We start from the raw sequence: 16,394 nt of genomic DNA on the forward strand, positions 1-16,394 counted from the left end.
GGCCTTCTTGGCGTGGATGGTTGCGACTAGCTCCCCAGCTCTATACAGAAAGACCGCTGTTAGCGCGTGCGGAAAGTGAAGGTGGTCTGCGACTCGTAAACCTCGCCGGGATTCAGGCGGGTTGAGGGGAAGTCAGGCTGGTTGGGCGAATCGGGGAAATGCTGCGTTTCCAGGCAGACGGCCGCGTGCCGGGCATGCACCTGACCGCCTTTGCCAGTCACGGCGCCGTCCAGAAAATTGCCGGTGTACACCTGGAGGCCTGGGGCAGTGGTGGCCACGGTCAATTCACGGCCGCTGGCCGGATGACGCAGCACCGCCGCTGGGCGCAGCGTCCCGGCCGGCCCCCGCACCACGACGTTGTGGTCGTAGCCGCCGGGCAGCTCAGCCGCATGACGCGCCATAGCTTCTCCCAGCCGCTGGCCGGCGCGGAAGTCCAGCGGCGTGTCCCCCACTGCCCGCACCTCACCAGTCGGAATACCGCCAGCGAGGGCCGGGGTGTAGTGATCGGCGTGCAGCGTCAGGTCGTGGTCCAGCACCAGTGACCGTGGGGCGGCGCTCAGGTTCCAGTAGGTGTGGTTGGTCAGATTGACCACCGTGGGCGCGTCGGTCTCGGCGCGGTAAGTCAGAGCCAGGGTGGGGTGCGGGTCGGCGGTCAGGCTGTACGTGACCCAGACGCGCATGGTGCCAGGAAAGCCTTCTTCACCGTGCGGGCTCAGGCGAGAAAATGTCACCTGCGGGCCTTGCGGGGTCAGGACAGGCCGCGCCTGCCACAGCCGCAGATCAAAGCCGCGTGGCCCGCCGTGCAGGGTATGGGGCCCATCGTTGAGGGGCAGCTCAACCACCCGGCCATCTAGCACAAAGCGTCCACCTGCAATGCGGTTGGCGTAGCGCCCCACAGTGGCGCCCAGATAAGGCGAAGTGTCGTGGGAAAAGTAGCCTTCGGGCTGCTCATGGCCCAGAACCACATCGCCCAGCACACCCTCACGGTCCGGAACCTGCACCCCCACCAGGGTCGCGCCAAAATTGGTCAGGGTGACCTGTGCGCCGCCCGGCAAGCTCAGGGTGTAGAGGCACACCTCCTGGCCACCGGGCGCCACGCCCCAGCGGCGCGTGTCCAGTGTGCCGGCGGCGCTCATCTGCGCCTAGCGTACACCCAGCAGCAGTTCCATGGTCAGCTGGTCTAGAGCTTCGAGGCCGGGGCCCCGCGCCCCCAGCGCTGCCCGGTCAAAGGTGCGCGCCTTGAGGGCGGCCGCGTTTTCCGGGGAAAAGGTACCCGTCAGGGCACTCAGCTCGGCGTCCTCTACGCGGTAGGCCGCCACCGCTGCCTGAATCTCGGCGTCCTGGGCAAACTGCGCGGCCTTCTCTTTCAGAATCAGGTAGGTGCGCATGCAGCCGCGCGCAAAGGCCCAGACGCCGGCCTCGTCCTCGGTGCGCAGGGCGTGGGCGTCAAAGTGCTTGGGCCCGGCGTAGCCCGTGTCTTCCAACAGTTTCACCAGGAAAAAGGCGGCCTTGGGATTCTCGGCGCCAAAGCGCAGGTCCTGGTCAAAGCGGCCCATCTTCTGATCGTTCAGATCGATGTGAAAGAGCTTCCCGGCGTCAATCGCCTGTGCCACCGCATGCGGGAACGACAGCCCTGCCATCGTCTCGTGGGCGAACTCGGGGTTCAGACCGAACAGGTCTGGCTGGTCCAGCGTGGTGATAAATCCCAGGGCGCTGCCCACGGTGGGCAGGAAGATGTCGGCGCGCGGCTCGTTGGGCTTGGGCTCCAGGGCGAAGCGGTAGCCGTACCCCTGGGCCTCGCTGTATTCGGCCAGGTAATTCAGGCTGTCCCGGAACCAGGCCAGGGCGTCCAGCAGCTTGCCGCCGGCGTCCACCTCGGTGCCCTCGCGCCCGCCCCACAGCACGTAGGTCTGCGCGCCCAGCTCGGCGCCCAGGTCCATGGAGTGCATCGTCTTGTGCAGGGCGTAGGCCCGCACGCGGGCGTCGGCACTGGTAAAGGCGCCGTCCTTGAACGCTGGGTCGGAAAAGAGGTTGGTGGTGGCCATCGGCACGACCAGGCCGGTGTCCGACAGGGCCGCCTTGAACTCTCCGACAATCGCGTCTCGCTGCGCCGCTGAGGCGTCAATAGGCACCAGATCGTTGTCGTGGAGGTTGACGCCGTAGGCGCCCAGTTCGGCCAGTTTGCGCACCAGGTAGGGGGCATTCAGGGCTGGGCGGGTGGCCTCGCCAAAGGGGTCGCGGCCGGGGTTGCCCACGGTCCAGAGGCCAAAGGTAAAGCGGTCAGCGGGGGTGGGGGTGTAGCTGGGCATAGGGGCTCCTTGGCTGGGTGAAAGGTGATGGGTGATGGAGAGAAGTGGGACTGGCCTTAACCCACTCCCCAGAGGGGCAGAGCAGAGAGCCTGGCGCCGCAAGAAAGGAGGTGCCTTAGCCCGGCTGCACCGGAAACAATGCCTCCCTTGTGCCGGCGTAGGCAGCCAGAGCGGCGGTCATCTCCAGAGGGGCCACAGCCGGCAGAGCCGCCGGGCGGGTAGCGTCCAGAGCCGCATTCAGGGTGGGGTGTAGGCCGGCGGCGGGCATCGCCAGAATGGCTGCGCCGTGGGCCGCGCCGGGGCGGGCGGCCGTGGGCTGCACCGGCAGACCCAGCGCGCCGCTGGCCAGGCCCAGCCACAGGTCGCTGCGGGCGCCGCCCCCTGTGGACAGCAAGGTGTCCAGCGGCGCCAGGCCGCGCATCACGGCATATGCGTCGGCCAGCGCCGCCACCGAGCCTTCCAATACCGCCCGCACCAGATGGGGCCGCCCGTGGGCCAGGCTTAGGCCCGTAAACGCCGCGCGGGCCGCTGGATTCATCAGGGGACTGCGCTCGCCCGCCAGGTAGGGCAGGAAGGTCACGCCCTCGGCGCCAGGGGGCACGGCGGCGGCTTCATCCAGCAGTGTGGCAATCGGCACCTCAGGCGCCAATTTGCTGTGCAGCCACTCCAGCGACCCCGCCGCCGAGAGGGTCACGCCCAGCAGGTGAAAGCCGCCGTCGGCGTGGGCAAACAGGTGCACCCGGCCCTCCGGGTCAGGGGTGGGCTGGGCCAGGGGCGCAAAGACCACGCCAGACGTGCCCAGGCTCAGGCTACCCACGCCGGGCCGCGCGGCGGTCAGGCCCAGAGCCACCCCCGCCGCGGCGTTGTCGCCGCCGCCCGCCACGACCGGTAGGCCTTCGGGCAGCCCAGTGGCGGCGGCCCAGTCGGCGCGCAGGTGGCCCACCACGTCGGTCGAGCGGCGGACCTCTGGAAACAGCGCGGCGTCCAGGCCCAGTTCGGCCAGCACGTCTAGGTCCCAGGCGCCGCGCGCCAGATTCAGGGCGCCCACGCCGCTGGCGTCGCTGGGCTCGGTGGTCGGCACGCCGGTCAGGGCGTACCCCAGGTAATCCTTGGGCAGCAGCGCGCGCCGCACCTGGGCAAACACCCCGGGCTCCTCGTCGCGCAGCCACAGCAGCTTGGGCAGCTGAAAGCCGGTGACGGCGCGGTTGCCAGTGCGCGCCACCAGCTCAGCGCGGGGAAGGCGGGCTTCTATGGCCCCCACCTGTGCGCCGGTGCGCTGGTCGTTCCACAGCAGGGCGGGCCGCAGCACTTCGCCCGCCGCGTTCAGGGGCACCAGACCGTGCATCTGGCCGCTGAGGCCCAGGGCCAGCGGCTCGGCGCCCAGGGCACGCAGATCGTCGGCCAGCTCACGCAGAGCGGCGCGGGTACCGGTCAACCAGTCCTCCGGGCGCTGCTCGGTCCAGCCGGGGCGCGGGGTCAGCAGCGGGTAGGTGTGGGTGCGCTCGGCAACGACCTCGCCCCCGGCGCTCAGGGCCACCACCTTGACGCCGCTGGTGCCCAGGTCAGCACCCAGGGTCACAGGTAGTCGGGCCGCCATTACGCGGCCCCCCCGGCGGCAGCCGTGGCCGGAGCCGCAATGGCGCGCGCCAGCACCTGCGCCGCCGCGCCGCGTGCGGGCAGCAGCAAGCTGTCCGGCTGCACCTCCACCCGCACGGCGGGCGTGCCGGGGCGGCGGCGGTGGGCGGCGTAAAAGTCCAGCGCGGTGTCGATCAGGGGCCCGCCCAGCCGGGTCAGGGCCCCACCAATAACAATGTCGCTGGGGTTGAGGGTGTGGTGCAGGTTGACCAGCAGCAGCCCCAGGGCCTCGCCCGCGCGCTGCAGGGTGACGCCCACCGCCGCCTCGCGCAGCCGGGGGGCCAGCGCCACGTCCAGGGCTTCTTGCACATTCAGGCCCAGCGCCGCGCGAATGGCCCAGCCGCCCAGCAGGGTTTCCACGCAGCCCCGGTTGCCGCAGTGGCAGTACAGGCCGCCCGGCTGCGCCACCGTGTGCCCCAATTCGCCGGCCAGCCCGTGCGCGCCGCGCAGCACGTCGGGGCTGCCGCCCAAACGGCCGATCAGGCCCGCGCCGACCCCGCTGCCCAGGCTGATATACGCCAGCAGTTCCGGCTCGGGCCCCGCGCGCAGGTAGCTTTCGCCAAAGGCTGCCGCGTTGGCCTCGTTGTCCAGAGTGCAGCCGGCCGGCAAGGGCGGCAGATGCGGGTCCAACAAATCCAGAAACGGCACGTCTTCCCAGCCCAGGTTGGGGGCGTACAGCAGGCGCTCGCCGCTGGGGTCCACCGGCCCCGGCAGCGCCACTCCCAGCCCCAGCGGCAGCCGGCCCTGCACGGCGGGATCGGCCCGCAGCGTGGCCAGCAGCTCGGCCAGGGTCTCTACGGCCTGCTGCGGCGTGCTGGTGGGCACTTGATGCTGCGCCGAGGCCAGAATGTCGCCCGAAAGCGTGCAGGCCACCGCCCGCACCCCCAGCACGCCCACCTCGGCGCCCAGCAGCACCGGCCCGCTGTCGTTCAGGCGCAGCTGACGCCCAGGGCGGCCCACCAGCCCCTGTTGCAGGTCGCCTTCGTGCAGCCAGCCCTCAGACAGCAGCTGGCCCACCAGACTGCCTACCGTCACCTTGGTCAGGCCGGTGCGCAGCGCGAGGTCGGCGCGGCTCAGGCCTGGGGTGCGCCGCAACAGATTCAAGATGGCCGAACGGTTCAGGTGTTTGAGGTACGGCTGATCGCCGCCCGTGGGCATCACGGACATAAAGCCTCCAGTGGGCTCAAAAGTAAAAAGAGTTAACCAACAGGAGAGTAAAGGGCCGGTGAATGCCAGTCAAGAGGGAGGAGGAGGAGGAGAATGACCGTTCCTGGTTTCGGAGCAATGGAGCCGTGCTGCCAGCACTTGAGTGCAGAGAACACCGCTTGCAATCTCCGAGCATTTCTGCCCCTTGCCCGCCGCCTTGCAAATAAGGCCTCTTTGCACTTTTGTATTTTCGATCTACGAACAGCTTTCAGCCACACAGCGAGCTACGGGTCAAAAACACTGTTTCTGAGGCAACATTTGCCCTTTTCAGCCCAGTTTCCGCTCATTTGCCGTCTTGAATCAGCTTGACAGCGCTTTCAGATAGGTTTACGCTTCAGTCACCTTAAAGACCCATGAAGTGCAGGCGACTGTGGCCTGCAACTGAAGGAGCAGCCCTGTGTCTATGCTCGAACCTGTCACCCTGGCGCATGTGGCGCGTGAAGCGGGCGTTTCGCCCAGCACCGTCTCGCGCATTCTGAACGGCACGGCCAACGTGACGCCAGAAAAACGGGTGCGGGTTGAGGCCGTGATTGCCCGCCTGAACTTCCGGCCCAATCCGCAGGCCCAGGCACTGGCCGGTGGGCGCAGCCTCAGCATCGGCGTGATTACCCCCAGCCTGCACTCCACCTTTTACGGCGAAGCCCTGGCGGGCATTGAAGCGGCCCTGGACGACACGCCCTATCACCCTCTGGTGATCAGCGGCCAGTGGCGCACCGAGCGCGAGCAAGAAGCCCTAGACGTGCTGCTGGCCCGCCGGGTGGACGCCGTGATTCTGCTGGGCGGCATTCTGGACGACGAAATCCTGCAGCATGTGGCCCGCCGCGTGCCGCTGATTGCTGTGGGCCGCGAGGTGCGGGGCCTGTCCGAGTGCTGCATCGTGCTGGACAACGCAGCGGGCATGCGGCTGGTGGCGCAGCACCTGCTCTCGCTGGGCCACCGCCAGTTCGCCTACATCAGCGGCGCCGAGCGCCAGAGTGACGCCCTGGAGCGCCGCCACGCCTTCCTGGGCACGCTGCATGCGGCGGGCCTGACGGTCCCAGACGGCCTGATTCAGGTGGGCAACTACACCGAAGACGGCGGGCGACTGGCCGCCCAGCGCCTGCTGGACACCGGCTTACCCTTTACCGCCCTGGCCTGCGCCAACGACCAGATGGCTCTGGGTGCCCGCCTGACCCTGTACCGCGCGGGGCGGCAGGTGCCTGGAGACGTGTCACTGACCGGCTTTGACGACGTGGTGACCTCCAGCCTGATGACTCCGCCCCTGACCACCGTGCGCCAGGCCATTTACGACATTGGGACAGTGGCCGCCCGCGAGGCACTGAATCTGCTCGCCGGTCAGCCGGTGAACCGTCAACTCTTTACCCCCGAACTGGTGGTGCGCGACTCGACCGCGCCGCCACCGTCCCCATCTCCGGCGGAGGCCCAGGCATGACCGGCCCCGCTGGTTAGTCCTGCTTTCCGCTGGCGGCGCCCTTACCTTTTCGTCTTGCCCTTCCGCCTAAACCTGTCCCTCATTTGAAAGCGCTTTCACGACCCCGGAGGTCACCCATGAAAAAAGCCCTTGTGTCCGCTCTCGCCGCCGCCCTGCTGCTGGGTCAGGCCAACGCCCAGGAAAAAGTCACGCTGACGGTGGCCGCCTTCCCTAGCCTGGACAGCGCCATCAAGGCGATTATTCCGGCGTGGACGAAGCTGCACCCCAACGTCACCATTAAGCTGCAGGCGCAGGAATTCGCCGACCACCACAACGCCATGACCACCGCGCTGGCCACGGGCCAGGGACTGCCCGATGTGATGGCGCTGGAAATCGGCTACGTGGGCAAGTTCGCGGAAGGCCAGGGCCTAGAGGACCTGAACAAGGCGCCCTACAGCGCGGTGGCCTCCAAGAAGCTGTTCACGCCTTTTACCATTGCGCAGGCCACCAGCGCCGATGGCCGCTTTATCGCCATGCCGACCGACATCGGCCCCGGCACCTTCTTCTTCCGCAAGGACGTGCTGGACAAGGCTGGCGTCAACCCCGTGAACATGCAGCGCTCGTGGGAGTCGTACATCGCGTCCGGCAAGACCATCAAGGCCAAGACCGGCGCCTACCTGGTGAACACCGCCGCCTCGGTCTACAACGTGATTATCCGCACCAACCTCAAGAGCGGCGAGGGCATCTACTTCGACAAGAACAACAACCTGCTTGTCGGCCCTGACAACGCCCGTTTCGTGCGCGCCATGACCCTGAGTAAGCAGGTACGCGACGCCGGCCTGGACGCCAAGATCGGCGAGTGGAGCAACGAGTGGTACGACGCCTTTAAAAAGGGCACCGTGGCCACGCAGTTCAGCGGCGCCTGGCTGCAGGGCGCGCTGCAAAACTGGATGGCGCCGGACACCAAGGGCCTGTGGCGCGTGCAGAACCTGCCCGAGCGCGGCTTTGCCTCGTGGGGCGGCTCGTTCTACGCCATTCCCAGCAAGGCCAAGAACAAGACCTGGGCCTGGGAATTTATCAAGTTCATGACCCTGAACCAGCAGTCGCAGATCACGGCTTTCCGTGACAACGGCGCTTTCCCTGCGCTGCTGGCCGCGCAAAAGGACAAGGCCTTTAGCGAGCCCGTGGATTTCCTGGGCGGCCAGAAGGCCCGCGTGATCTGGCGTGACGCCGCCGCCAAGACCCAGCCGATTGACGTGAACAAGTACGACAGTGTGGCCGACCAGATTATGCAGACCGAGCTGACCAACGTGCTGGAGCAGGGCAAGGACATCAAGCAGGCCCTGGCCGACGCCCGCGTGCAGATTCTGCGCCGCGCCCGCTAAGCCGCGCCAGGCCGCACCGCCCCTGACCCGGCGGAGTGCAGGAACACGTCAAGGTGGGGGCGCTGGTCTGGCCCCCACCCCTGTTATCAAAGGAATGCCCCATGTCATACCGTGCCCCGCTGGCCCGCCCTGCGGAAAGTCGGCGCTGGAGTTACACCCGCTTTCAGCAGCGCCTCGCGCCCTACGTCTTTACCAGCCCCTTTTTCATCCTGTTCGCCATCTTCGGCCTGTTTCCGCTGCTGTTCAGCCTGTTTCTGGCCTTTCACCTGTGGAATCCGTTAGACGGGCTGGGGAACTGGAAGTTCGTGGGCTTCGAGAACTTTCAGCTCGCGCTGGACGCCCGCGACCAGTTCTGGGTGGCCCTGAAACACACGGTCTGGATTGGCCTGCTGGCCGGCGTGCCGCAGCATCTGGTGGCGCTGCCGCTGGCCTTCGTGATTCACCAGTTTCTGCGCCGCTGGCAGGGGGCCATCAGCACGGTCTTGTTTCTGCCGTACATCACCAGCGCGGTGGCCATCACCATCGTGTTCGGCATGCTGTACAGCGAGCGCCTGGGGCTGCTGAATTACGTGCTGGGCCTGGTGGGCCTGGACCCGGTGCGCTGGCTGGCACAGCCGGAACTGGTGCCGTATTCGGTGGCGACGGTGGTGTTCTGGCGTTACGTGGGCTGGAACGTCATTCTGTATCTCTCGGGGCTACAGGCCATCAGCGAGGATGTCTACGAGGCCGCCACGGTGGACGGTGCCAGCGCGTGGCAGAAATTCCGGTTCATTACCCTGCCATTGCTGCGCCCCATGATGTTCTACGCCTTCACGCTGACCATCGTGGGCAACATGCAGCTGTTCGAAGAACCGTTCATTCTGACCGGCCAGGGTGGCGGCAGCGGCGGCGCGGCCCTGACGAGCGCCATGCACATCTTCAACACCGGCTTCCGCGACCTGGACATGGGCTACGCCTCGGCCATGAGCTGGCTGCTGTTCCTGGCGATTTTTGTGCTGAGCATGGTCAACAACTACCTCTTCTCGCGTGACGGAGGCCGCTCGTGACCACGCAACCCCTGAAAACAGCCGTTCCCGCCCCGCGCCGCCCCCGCCTGCGGCTGCCAGTGGGCCGCGCCGGGCTGTGGCTGCTGGTGGGCCTGGCCTGCTTCCTGTCGGTCATCCCCTTTTACCTGATGTTCGTCTGGGCGACCCTGCCCAGCGCCGAAGTGTTCTCGGTGCCGCCCAAGTTCTGGTTCAGCGACCAACTGGTGGGCAACTTCCAGAAGATGATGGACGCGACCGGCGGGCTGGCGCTGCGCCACTTCTGGAACAGCCTGTACATCGCCATCATGGCCACCCTCACCACGCTGTTTTTCTGCTCCCTGGCGGGCTTTGCCTTTGCCATGTACGACTTCCGGGGCAAGCGGTTTCTCTTCGGCTTCATCCTGCTGACCATGCTCATTCCGCCGCTGGTCATGGACATCCCCAGCTTCCTGGTCATGAACAACTTCCTGCAGTGGGTGGGCGAACCGCGCGCGCTGTGGGTGCCGGGCATGGCCAACGCCTTCGGGATTTTCCTGATGCGCCAGTACATCGGTTCAGCCCTGCCCCGGCAACTGGTCGAGGCCGCGCGCATCGACGGCGCCACCGAATTCGGCATCTACTGGCGGGTCGTCTTGCCGCTGATCCGGCCCATCCTGGCCACCCTGGGCGTGGTGACGTTCGTGGGCTCGTGGAACAACTTCAAGGGCGCGCTGATCATGAAACTCAGCGACGGGCCCATCATGACCCTCCCGCTGTCGCTGCGCAAAATCACGGGCGGCGCCACGAACATCAACGTGGACTGGGGCGCCAACCTGATGATGGTGGTGCTGACGGTGCTACCGCTGCTGATTCTGTTTCTGCTGGCCAGTCGCCAGGTGATCAGCGGCCTGACGAGCGGCGCGGTGAAGGACTGAGGATGAAGGCCCGGTCTGTGCTGACTCTGCTGCTGGCGGCCCAGGCCGGGGCCGTCACCGTGACCCCTGGCCCGGACGCTCCGCGCCCTATCCGCCCGGACACGGTCAGCGGCTTCAATCTGGGCAACTGGATGCCGGTCGTGGAAGCGCTGCCCCAGCTGCGCGCCCTGGACACGGCGCTGCTGCGCTGGCCCGGCGGCAACGTGGGCGACGAAAACGACCTGACCCCGGCGGGCCTACAGACCCTGAAAACCAACTGGACCCTGCTGGGCGAGCCGGCCCTGATCGTGCAGACGCGGGTGTTTACCCGTGCTGGCGTGGGCAAAGCCAGCCCGGCCGACGCGGCCCAGGCGGTGCGCGACGCCCGCGACAAGGGCCTGCGCGTGGCCTACTGGGAGATTGGCAACGAGCCGAACCTCTACGCCACCAACCGCAGCGACCCCAGCTGGACCCCCGAGAAGTACTGCGCCACGGTGCGGGCCCAGCGCGCCGCCATTCTGGCGGTGGACCCCGCCGCCCGGATCGCCGGCCCGGCCGTCAGCAACCCCGGCGAGTACCTGAACGAGGTCATTCGCCGGTGCGGCGACGCGCTGGACCTGGTGACCTGGCACCTGTACCCCACCGACGGCAGCGCGGCCCCGGCGGCGGCGCTGGCCAGTGCCGAGCAGGCCACCACCTCGGCTGAGCAGGTCAGGGCGCTATGGGCCGACCCGGCCACCAATCCGCTGGGCCACCTGAAGCCCCTGAACATGGCCGTGACCGAATACGGCCTGTCGTGGCGCACCAACAAGGGCCGGCATCTCTCGGACGCCGTGGGCGGGCTGTGGGCGGCCGAAGCCACCCTGCGCTTTTCGGCTGCTGGCGCCAGCACGGCCTATTTCGCCCTGATGGGCACGGGCAACCACGGCCTGCTGGACGAAGCCGGTTTTCCGCGCTTTGCCTACGGCACCTTTCACGAACTGGCGCACTACCGGGGCCAGACCTTCAGCGTGCAGAGCGACGACCCGCGCGTGTGGGTCCATGCGGCCCAGCAAGGCGCAGTCGTAACCCTCTTCGCCCTCAACACGGCTGACTCGACCCTTCCCCTGACCGCCACGCTGCCGGGCCTGAGCCTGATTGGCGCCAAGGCCGTCACCGACGAAGACGTGAACGCCGACCGCCCACCGCGTGCGCTGAACATTCGCGGCCCCGTGGCTCTACCGCCCCTGAGCCTGACCCGACTGGTGTTCAAAGCGCAGCCGTAGGCAGGGCTCAGGCCCGGCGGTCCACCGTTACCTCACTGCTCAGGCTTTTTTCACGGACCACTTTCCCCCTTCCCCGGAGCTGCACATGACCAACCACACCCCCACCCCCGACCGCTTTCCCGCCCGTTTTACCTGGGGCGTGGCCACCAGTTCCTACCAGATTGAGGGCGCTGCCTGCGAAGGCGGCCGGGGCCCCAGCATCTGGGACACCTTCTGCGCCACGCCCGGCAAGGTGCGCGGCGGCGACACCGGCGACGTGGCCTGCGACCACTACCACCGCCTGGACGAGGACCTGGACCTGATCGCCAGCCTGGGCGTCAACGCCTACCGCTTTAGCATTGCCTGGCCGCGCATTCTGCCGCAGGGGCGCGGCGAGGTGAATGCCGAGGGCGTGGACTTTTACAACCGCCTGGTCAACGGCCTGCTGGCGCGCGGCATCACCCCGTGGGCCACCCTCTACCACTGGGACCTGCCGCAACCCCTGGAGGACGAGGGCGGCTGGACCGTGCGCAGCACCGCCGAAGCGTTTGCCGAGTACGCCGCCGTGATGGCCGAAGCGCTGGGCGACCGGGTGCGGCACTTTATTACCCTGAACGAGCCGTGGTGCTCGGCGTTCTTGGGCTACGGCAACGGAGTGCATGCGCCGGGCCGCACCGACCTGGCCGACAGTTTCGCGGCGTCGCACCACCTGCTGCTGGCCCACGGGCTGGCTGTGCCGCGCATCCGGGAGCACGCGCCGGACGCGCAGGTGGGCATTACCCTGAATCTGCACCACGCTTACCCTGCCCAGGACACCGACGCGGACCGGGGCGCCGCCCGGCGCTCGGACGGCTTTCAGAACCGCTGGTATCTGGACCCCGTGTACGGGCGCGGCTACCCGCAGGACATGGTGACGCTGCTGGGCGAAGCCAGCCCCCAGGCGCGCGGCCTGGTGCACCCCGGCGATGAGGCCACTATTGCCGCCCCGACCGACTTTCTGGGCATCAATATGTACACCCGCGCCGTCATGGAGGACGCCCCTGGCGACAGCTGGCTGCACGCCCGTCAGATTCGCCCCGAGGGCAGCGACTACACCGGCTTTGACTGGGAAGTGGCCCCCGAAAGCCTGACCGACCTGCTGGTGCGCCTGCAAAAGGACTACAACCCGCCGGCCCTGTACATCACCGAAAACGGCTCGACCTACCCCGACACGGTGTCGGAGGACGGCACCGTGCACGACGAGGGCCGCACCCGCTACCTGGAGAGCCATCTGGCCGCCATGCAAGAGGCCATGGGGCGCGGCGCGAAGGTGCGCGGCTACTTCGCCTGGTCGCTGATGGACAACTTCGAGTGGGCTGAGGGCTACGACAAGCGCTTTGGGATCGTGCATGTGGACTTTGAAACCCAGGCGCGGACCCTCAAGGCGTCGGGGCGCTACTACCGCGACTTTCTGGCACAGACGCGCGCGGCGGTGGGCGTGTGACGGCTGAGGTCCGGCCGCCTACCCCAGCCACCGTGACCGTTCAGAATCCCGTCCTACCCGGCTTTCACCCCGACCCCAGCATCCTGCGGGTGGGCGAGGACTATTACCTCGCCACCAGCACCTTCCAGTGGTTTCCCGGAGTGGCCATTTACCACTCGCGCGACCTGGTGAACTGGCGGCTGGCGGCGCGGCCCTTGGACCGCACGGCCCTGCTGGACATGCGCGGCAACACCGATTCGGGCGGCATCTGGGCGCCGTGCCTGTCACACGACGGCGAGCGCTTTCACCTGATCTACACCGACGTCAAAGCCTGGGGCATGCAGGAGGCTTTTAAGGACAGCCCCAATTACCTCACCACCGCCGAGCAGCTTGAGGGGCCGTGGTCGGCGCCGGTCTACCTGAACAGCAGCGGCTTCGACCCCAGCCTCTTTCACGATGACGACGGCCGCAAGTGGCTGCTGAACATGGTCTGGGACCACCGCCCTGGCCGCAACCCTTTTGCCGGCATCGTGCTGCAGGAGTACAGCCCGGCCGAGCAGCGGCTGGTCGGCCCCCGCGACCTGATCTTTAAAGGCACCGAGTTGGGCGTGACCGAAGGGCCGCACGTCTACAAACGCGGCGGCTGGTATTACCTCGTGACGGCCGAAGGCGGCACCAGCTACGACCACGCGGTAACGGTGGCGCGTTCGCGCTCGCTGCACGGGCCCTACGAGGTGCATCCCGAGAATCCGCTGCTCACGGCCGCCGACGACCCCAGCCTGCCCATTCAGAAGGCCGGGCACAGCAGCTTCACGCAGACGCCGGACGACCAGTGGCTGCTGGCCCACCTGTGTGGCCGCCCGCTGGCAGAGAAAGGCGAGTGCCCGCTAGGCCGCGAAACGGCGCTGCAACCGCTGATCTGGGGCGAGGATGGATGGCCCCGCCTGGCTGGGGGCGGGCACCACCCGGCGCAGACCGCTGAGCTGCCCGCCCTGACGCCGCACCCCTGGCCCACGGTTCCCGAACGTGATGACTTTCAGAGCGGGGCCCTGCGCTCCGAGTGGCTGACCCTACGCGTGCCGGCCGCCGACCTGGGGGTGGAGCTTACAGGCGACGGCCTGCGCCTGCCGGGGCGCGAATCGCTAAACAGCCGCCACCACACGGCGCTGGTCGGACGGCGCCTGCAAAGCCTGCACGCCCGCCTGCGCACCTCGCTTGACTTTGATCCGCAGGATTTTCAGCAGATGGCCGGGATGTGCGCCTATTACGACACCCGCAACTGGGTCTATCTGCGCCTCAGCCGTGACGCGGCACTGGGCCGCACCCTCAACGTGGTGTCGTGCGAGAACGGCACCTACCGCGAGCATCTGCCCCAGGAAGTGCCGGTGGCGCCAGGCGCCGTTGAGTTACAGATTCTGTACAGCGGCCCCACTTTTGCCTTTGCCTACCGGCAGGCCGGCCGGGACTGGGCCGACCTTGGGCCGCCCTTCTCTGCGGGTCTACTGTCCGACGAGCACTGCGGCGGCCTCAGCTTTACGGGCACCTTTCTGGCCCTGGCCTGTCAGGACCTCAGCGGCCAGCGCCAGCCGGCGACCTTTCACTGGGCTGACTACACGGAGACGCCTTGAGCCGCGCCGCCTTCTGGCTGCTGACCGCCGCCCTGGCGTCTTCAGCCGCCGCCCTGACCGACCAGGCCACCGCCGAAGCCCAGGCCCGCGCCCTGCTGGCCCGCCTGAGCACAGACGAGAAGATCGGGCAGGTCACGATGGCCCACTTTTTCCGCTTTACCGAAGGAGGCCGCAGCGCGCCCATAGCGGCGAACGCCGCGCAAACTTTCGGCGCCCTCAAGCCCGGCAGCCTCCTGAACGGCGGCGGCGACACCCCGCAGCCCAACACGCCGCGCGGCTGGGCGGATTTTCTGGCGGGGCTGGACACCCTGGGCCGCGCCAACCTTCCGCAGGGCATCCCCGCCGTTTTCGGCACCGACGCGGTTCACGGGGTCAACAACGTGCCCGCCGCGACCCTGTTTCCTCACAACATCGGCCTGGGCGCAGCGTTTAACCCGGCCCTGACGCGCGAGGTGGCGCAGGCCACGGCCCGCGACCTGCGCGCCCTGAACACCGCCTGGACCTTTGCCCCAGTGGCCGATGTGGGCCGGGACCCCCGCTGGGGCCGCTACTACGAAACCTTTGGCGAGGCGCCGTGGCTGGTCGCTGATCAGGTCGCGGCGGCGGTGACGGGCCTCCAGGGCGAGGGCGTGGCGGCGACCCTCAAGCACTTCACCGGCTACGGGCTGCCCTCGCTGGGTCTGGACCGGGGCAATGCCGAGATCAGCGCGCGGGCGCTGCACGAAACCTTCCTGCCGTCTTTTCAGGCTGGCATTCGCGCCGGCGCCCTGAGCGTCATGGCGAACAGTGGCAGCGTCAACGGCGTGCCGGTCCACGCCTCCAAAGCCCTGCTGACCGATGTGCTGCGCGGCGAACTGGGCTTTAACGGCCTGCTGGTCAGCGACTGGAACGATATTGACCGTCTGGTGGGCACTTTCCGCAGCCAACCGGACCTGGTGCGGGCGGCGGCGGCCAGCGTGAATGCTGGCATTGACGTGTATATGGTGCCCAATACCGTCGAGGCGTATCAGGCGGCGCTGAAAGAAGCGGTCACGGCTGGGCAGGTCAGCACTGCCCGCCTGGACGAGGCGACCCTGCGCCTCCTGACCTTCAAAGCGCGGCTGGGGCTGCTCGAAACGCCGCTGGCCGGCAGTGGTGTGCTAGAAGACCACCGTGCCCTGGCCAAGAAGGCGGCGGCTGCCACCCTGACCCTGCTGGACAACCCACGCGGCACGCTGCCCCTGAAAGCGGGCCGGGTGCTGGTGACTGGGCCAGCCCAGGACAGCCCCGCCATTCAACTGGGCGGCTGGAGCGTGAACTGGCAGGGCGTGGGCAAGGGCAATGTCCGGGAGGTGCCGCGCGTGACCACGCTGGCCCCGGCCCTGAAGGCGACCGCGCCCGCAGGCGTGACCGTCAGCGCGCTGCCCGAAGGCAAACGCCCCCAGCTGTTGGCCGCCGCCAAGGGCGCCGATGTGGTGGTCGTGGCCCTGGGCGAGCCGCCCGCCGCCGAGTGGGAAGCGAACAACCCCAGCCTGACCCTGCCTGCCGAGCAACTGACGCTGCTGCGTGACCTGGTGGGCACTGGCAAACCAGTCGTGGCGGTCCTGATGGCTGGGCGGCCCATTATGCTGCCGGCCGACGTGCAGGTGGAGCTGGCGGGTCTGGTCATGGCTTACCTGCCCGGCACCGAGGGCGGCGCAGCCCTGGCCGACGCGCTGTACGGCCGCACAGGCTTTCCGGGCCGTCTGCCGTTTTCCTGGCCCGAGACGGCGGTGCAGGCGGGCCTGACCGCCGACCGACCGCCCGAAGGCGCAGGCCAGGCGCCGCAGCCGCTTTACCCGCTGGGCTACGGCCTGGACTACACGACCTCGGCGGCGCGGGAGGTTACGGCCACCGCCCGGCCAGACGACGTTACCCTCAGCGCGGCCCTGACCAACAGCGGCAGCCGTGCGGGCACCGTCACGTTCGTGGTGCGAGCAGCGTTGCCCGCCAGCGGGGCGTTGCAAGCAGTGGCCCGTCCGGTGGCGGTCCTGCAGGCCGACCTGAAAGCGGGCGAAACCCGGCGCGTGACCGTGACCGTACCAAACGAGCGCCTGCAATCCTGGGTGGGAGACGCCTTCGGAACCGTTCGGCCTGAGCTGTTGCCCGGCACGTACACTTTGACTGCAGGCGACGGCCGAGCCGACTTTACTCTGCCGTAAAGAGAGAAAGGAAAGG

12 protein-coding genes are annotated in these 16,394 nt (G+C 68.0%); 8 read left to right on the forward strand and 4 right to left on the reverse strand.

Annotation, left to right across the window (positions count from 1 at the left end):
• Positions 1-59: 59 nt before the first annotated feature.
• The 4 genes from K7W42_RS04240 to K7W42_RS04255 all read right to left on the reverse strand — a co-directional run bounded on the left by K7W42_RS04240 (position 60) and on the right by K7W42_RS04255 (position 5,111).
• Positions 60-1,136 (reverse strand): aldose epimerase family protein, encoded by a 1,077-nt coding sequence (locus K7W42_RS04240; RefSeq protein ID WP_224572567.1) that lies wholly within the window; start codon positions 1,134-1,136, stop codon positions 60-62.
• A 6-nt stretch (positions 1,137-1,142) separates the two neighbouring features.
• Entirely contained in the window at positions 1,143-2,309 is a 1,167-nt protein-coding gene (gene xylA, locus K7W42_RS04245) for a xylose isomerase (RefSeq protein WP_224572568.1), read from the reverse strand.
• A gap of 115 nt (positions 2,310-2,424) precedes the next feature.
• Complete coding sequence (gene xylB / locus K7W42_RS04250) at positions 2,425-3,906, reverse strand: xylulokinase (protein ID WP_224572571.1); 1,482 nt, start codon at positions 3,904-3,906, stop codon at positions 2,425-2,427.
• Positions 3,906-5,111 (reverse strand): ROK family transcriptional regulator, encoded by a 1,206-nt coding sequence (locus K7W42_RS04255; RefSeq protein ID WP_224572572.1) that lies wholly within the window; start codon positions 5,109-5,111, stop codon positions 3,906-3,908. Before K7W42_RS04255 ends, xylB begins: the two co-directional genes overlap by 1 nt.
• A 442-nt stretch (positions 5,112-5,553) precedes the next feature.
• Between K7W42_RS04255 and K7W42_RS04260 the strand changes: the two genes are divergently transcribed.
• The 8 genes from K7W42_RS04260 (at position 5,554) to K7W42_RS04295 (ending at position 16,378) form a co-directional block, all read left to right on the forward strand.
• Positions 5,554-6,582, forward strand: a complete 1,029-nt coding sequence (locus tag K7W42_RS04260; RefSeq protein ID WP_224572573.1) for a LacI family DNA-binding transcriptional regulator — start codon at positions 5,554-5,556, stop codon at positions 6,580-6,582.
• A gap of 116 nt (positions 6,583-6,698) precedes the next feature.
• Positions 6,699-7,946, forward strand: coding sequence for an ABC transporter substrate-binding protein (locus K7W42_RS04265; RefSeq protein ID WP_157459797.1), 1,248 nt, complete (start codon positions 6,699-6,701; stop codon positions 7,944-7,946).
• 101 nt (positions 7,947-8,047) lie between these two features.
• Positions 8,048-8,992: a carbohydrate ABC transporter permease gene (locus tag K7W42_RS04270; RefSeq protein ID WP_224572574.1), complete on the forward strand. Its 945-nt coding sequence runs from the start codon at positions 8,048-8,050 to the stop codon at positions 8,990-8,992.
• Positions 8,989-9,885 carry a carbohydrate ABC transporter permease gene (locus K7W42_RS04275; protein WP_224572575.1) on the forward strand — a complete coding sequence of 299 codons (897 nt, stop codon included), beginning with the start codon at positions 8,989-8,991 and terminating at the stop codon, positions 9,883-9,885. Before K7W42_RS04270 ends, K7W42_RS04275 begins: the two co-directional genes overlap by 4 nt.
• A 2-nt stretch (positions 9,886-9,887) precedes the next feature.
• Positions 9,888-11,129: a glycoside hydrolase family protein gene (locus tag K7W42_RS04280; protein ID WP_224572576.1), complete on the forward strand. Its 1,242-nt coding sequence runs from the start codon at positions 9,888-9,890 to the stop codon at positions 11,127-11,129.
• 85 nt (positions 11,130-11,214) lie between these two features.
• On the forward strand, positions 11,215-12,591 hold the full coding sequence (locus K7W42_RS04285; RefSeq protein WP_224572577.1) for a GH1 family beta-glucosidase: 1,377 nt from the start codon (positions 11,215-11,217) through the stop codon (positions 12,589-12,591).
• Positions 12,588-14,198 carry a glycoside hydrolase family 43 protein gene (locus K7W42_RS23195; RefSeq protein ID WP_224572578.1) on the forward strand — a complete coding sequence of 537 codons (1,611 nt, stop codon included), beginning with the start codon at positions 12,588-12,590 and terminating at the stop codon, positions 14,196-14,198. Before K7W42_RS04285 ends, K7W42_RS23195 begins: the two co-directional genes overlap by 4 nt.
• Complete coding sequence (locus tag K7W42_RS04295) at positions 14,195-16,378, forward strand: glycoside hydrolase family 3 N-terminal domain-containing protein (protein ID WP_224572581.1); 2,184 nt, start codon at positions 14,195-14,197, stop codon at positions 16,376-16,378. The genes K7W42_RS23195 and K7W42_RS04295 overlap by 4 nt, the downstream gene beginning before the upstream one ends.
• The last annotated feature ends 16 nt before the right edge of the window (positions 16,379-16,394 follow it).

It is taken from the genome of Deinococcus betulae (assembly GCF_020166395.1).
Classification (GTDB): domain Bacteria; phylum Deinococcota; class Deinococci; order Deinococcales; family Deinococcaceae; genus Deinococcus; species Deinococcus betulae.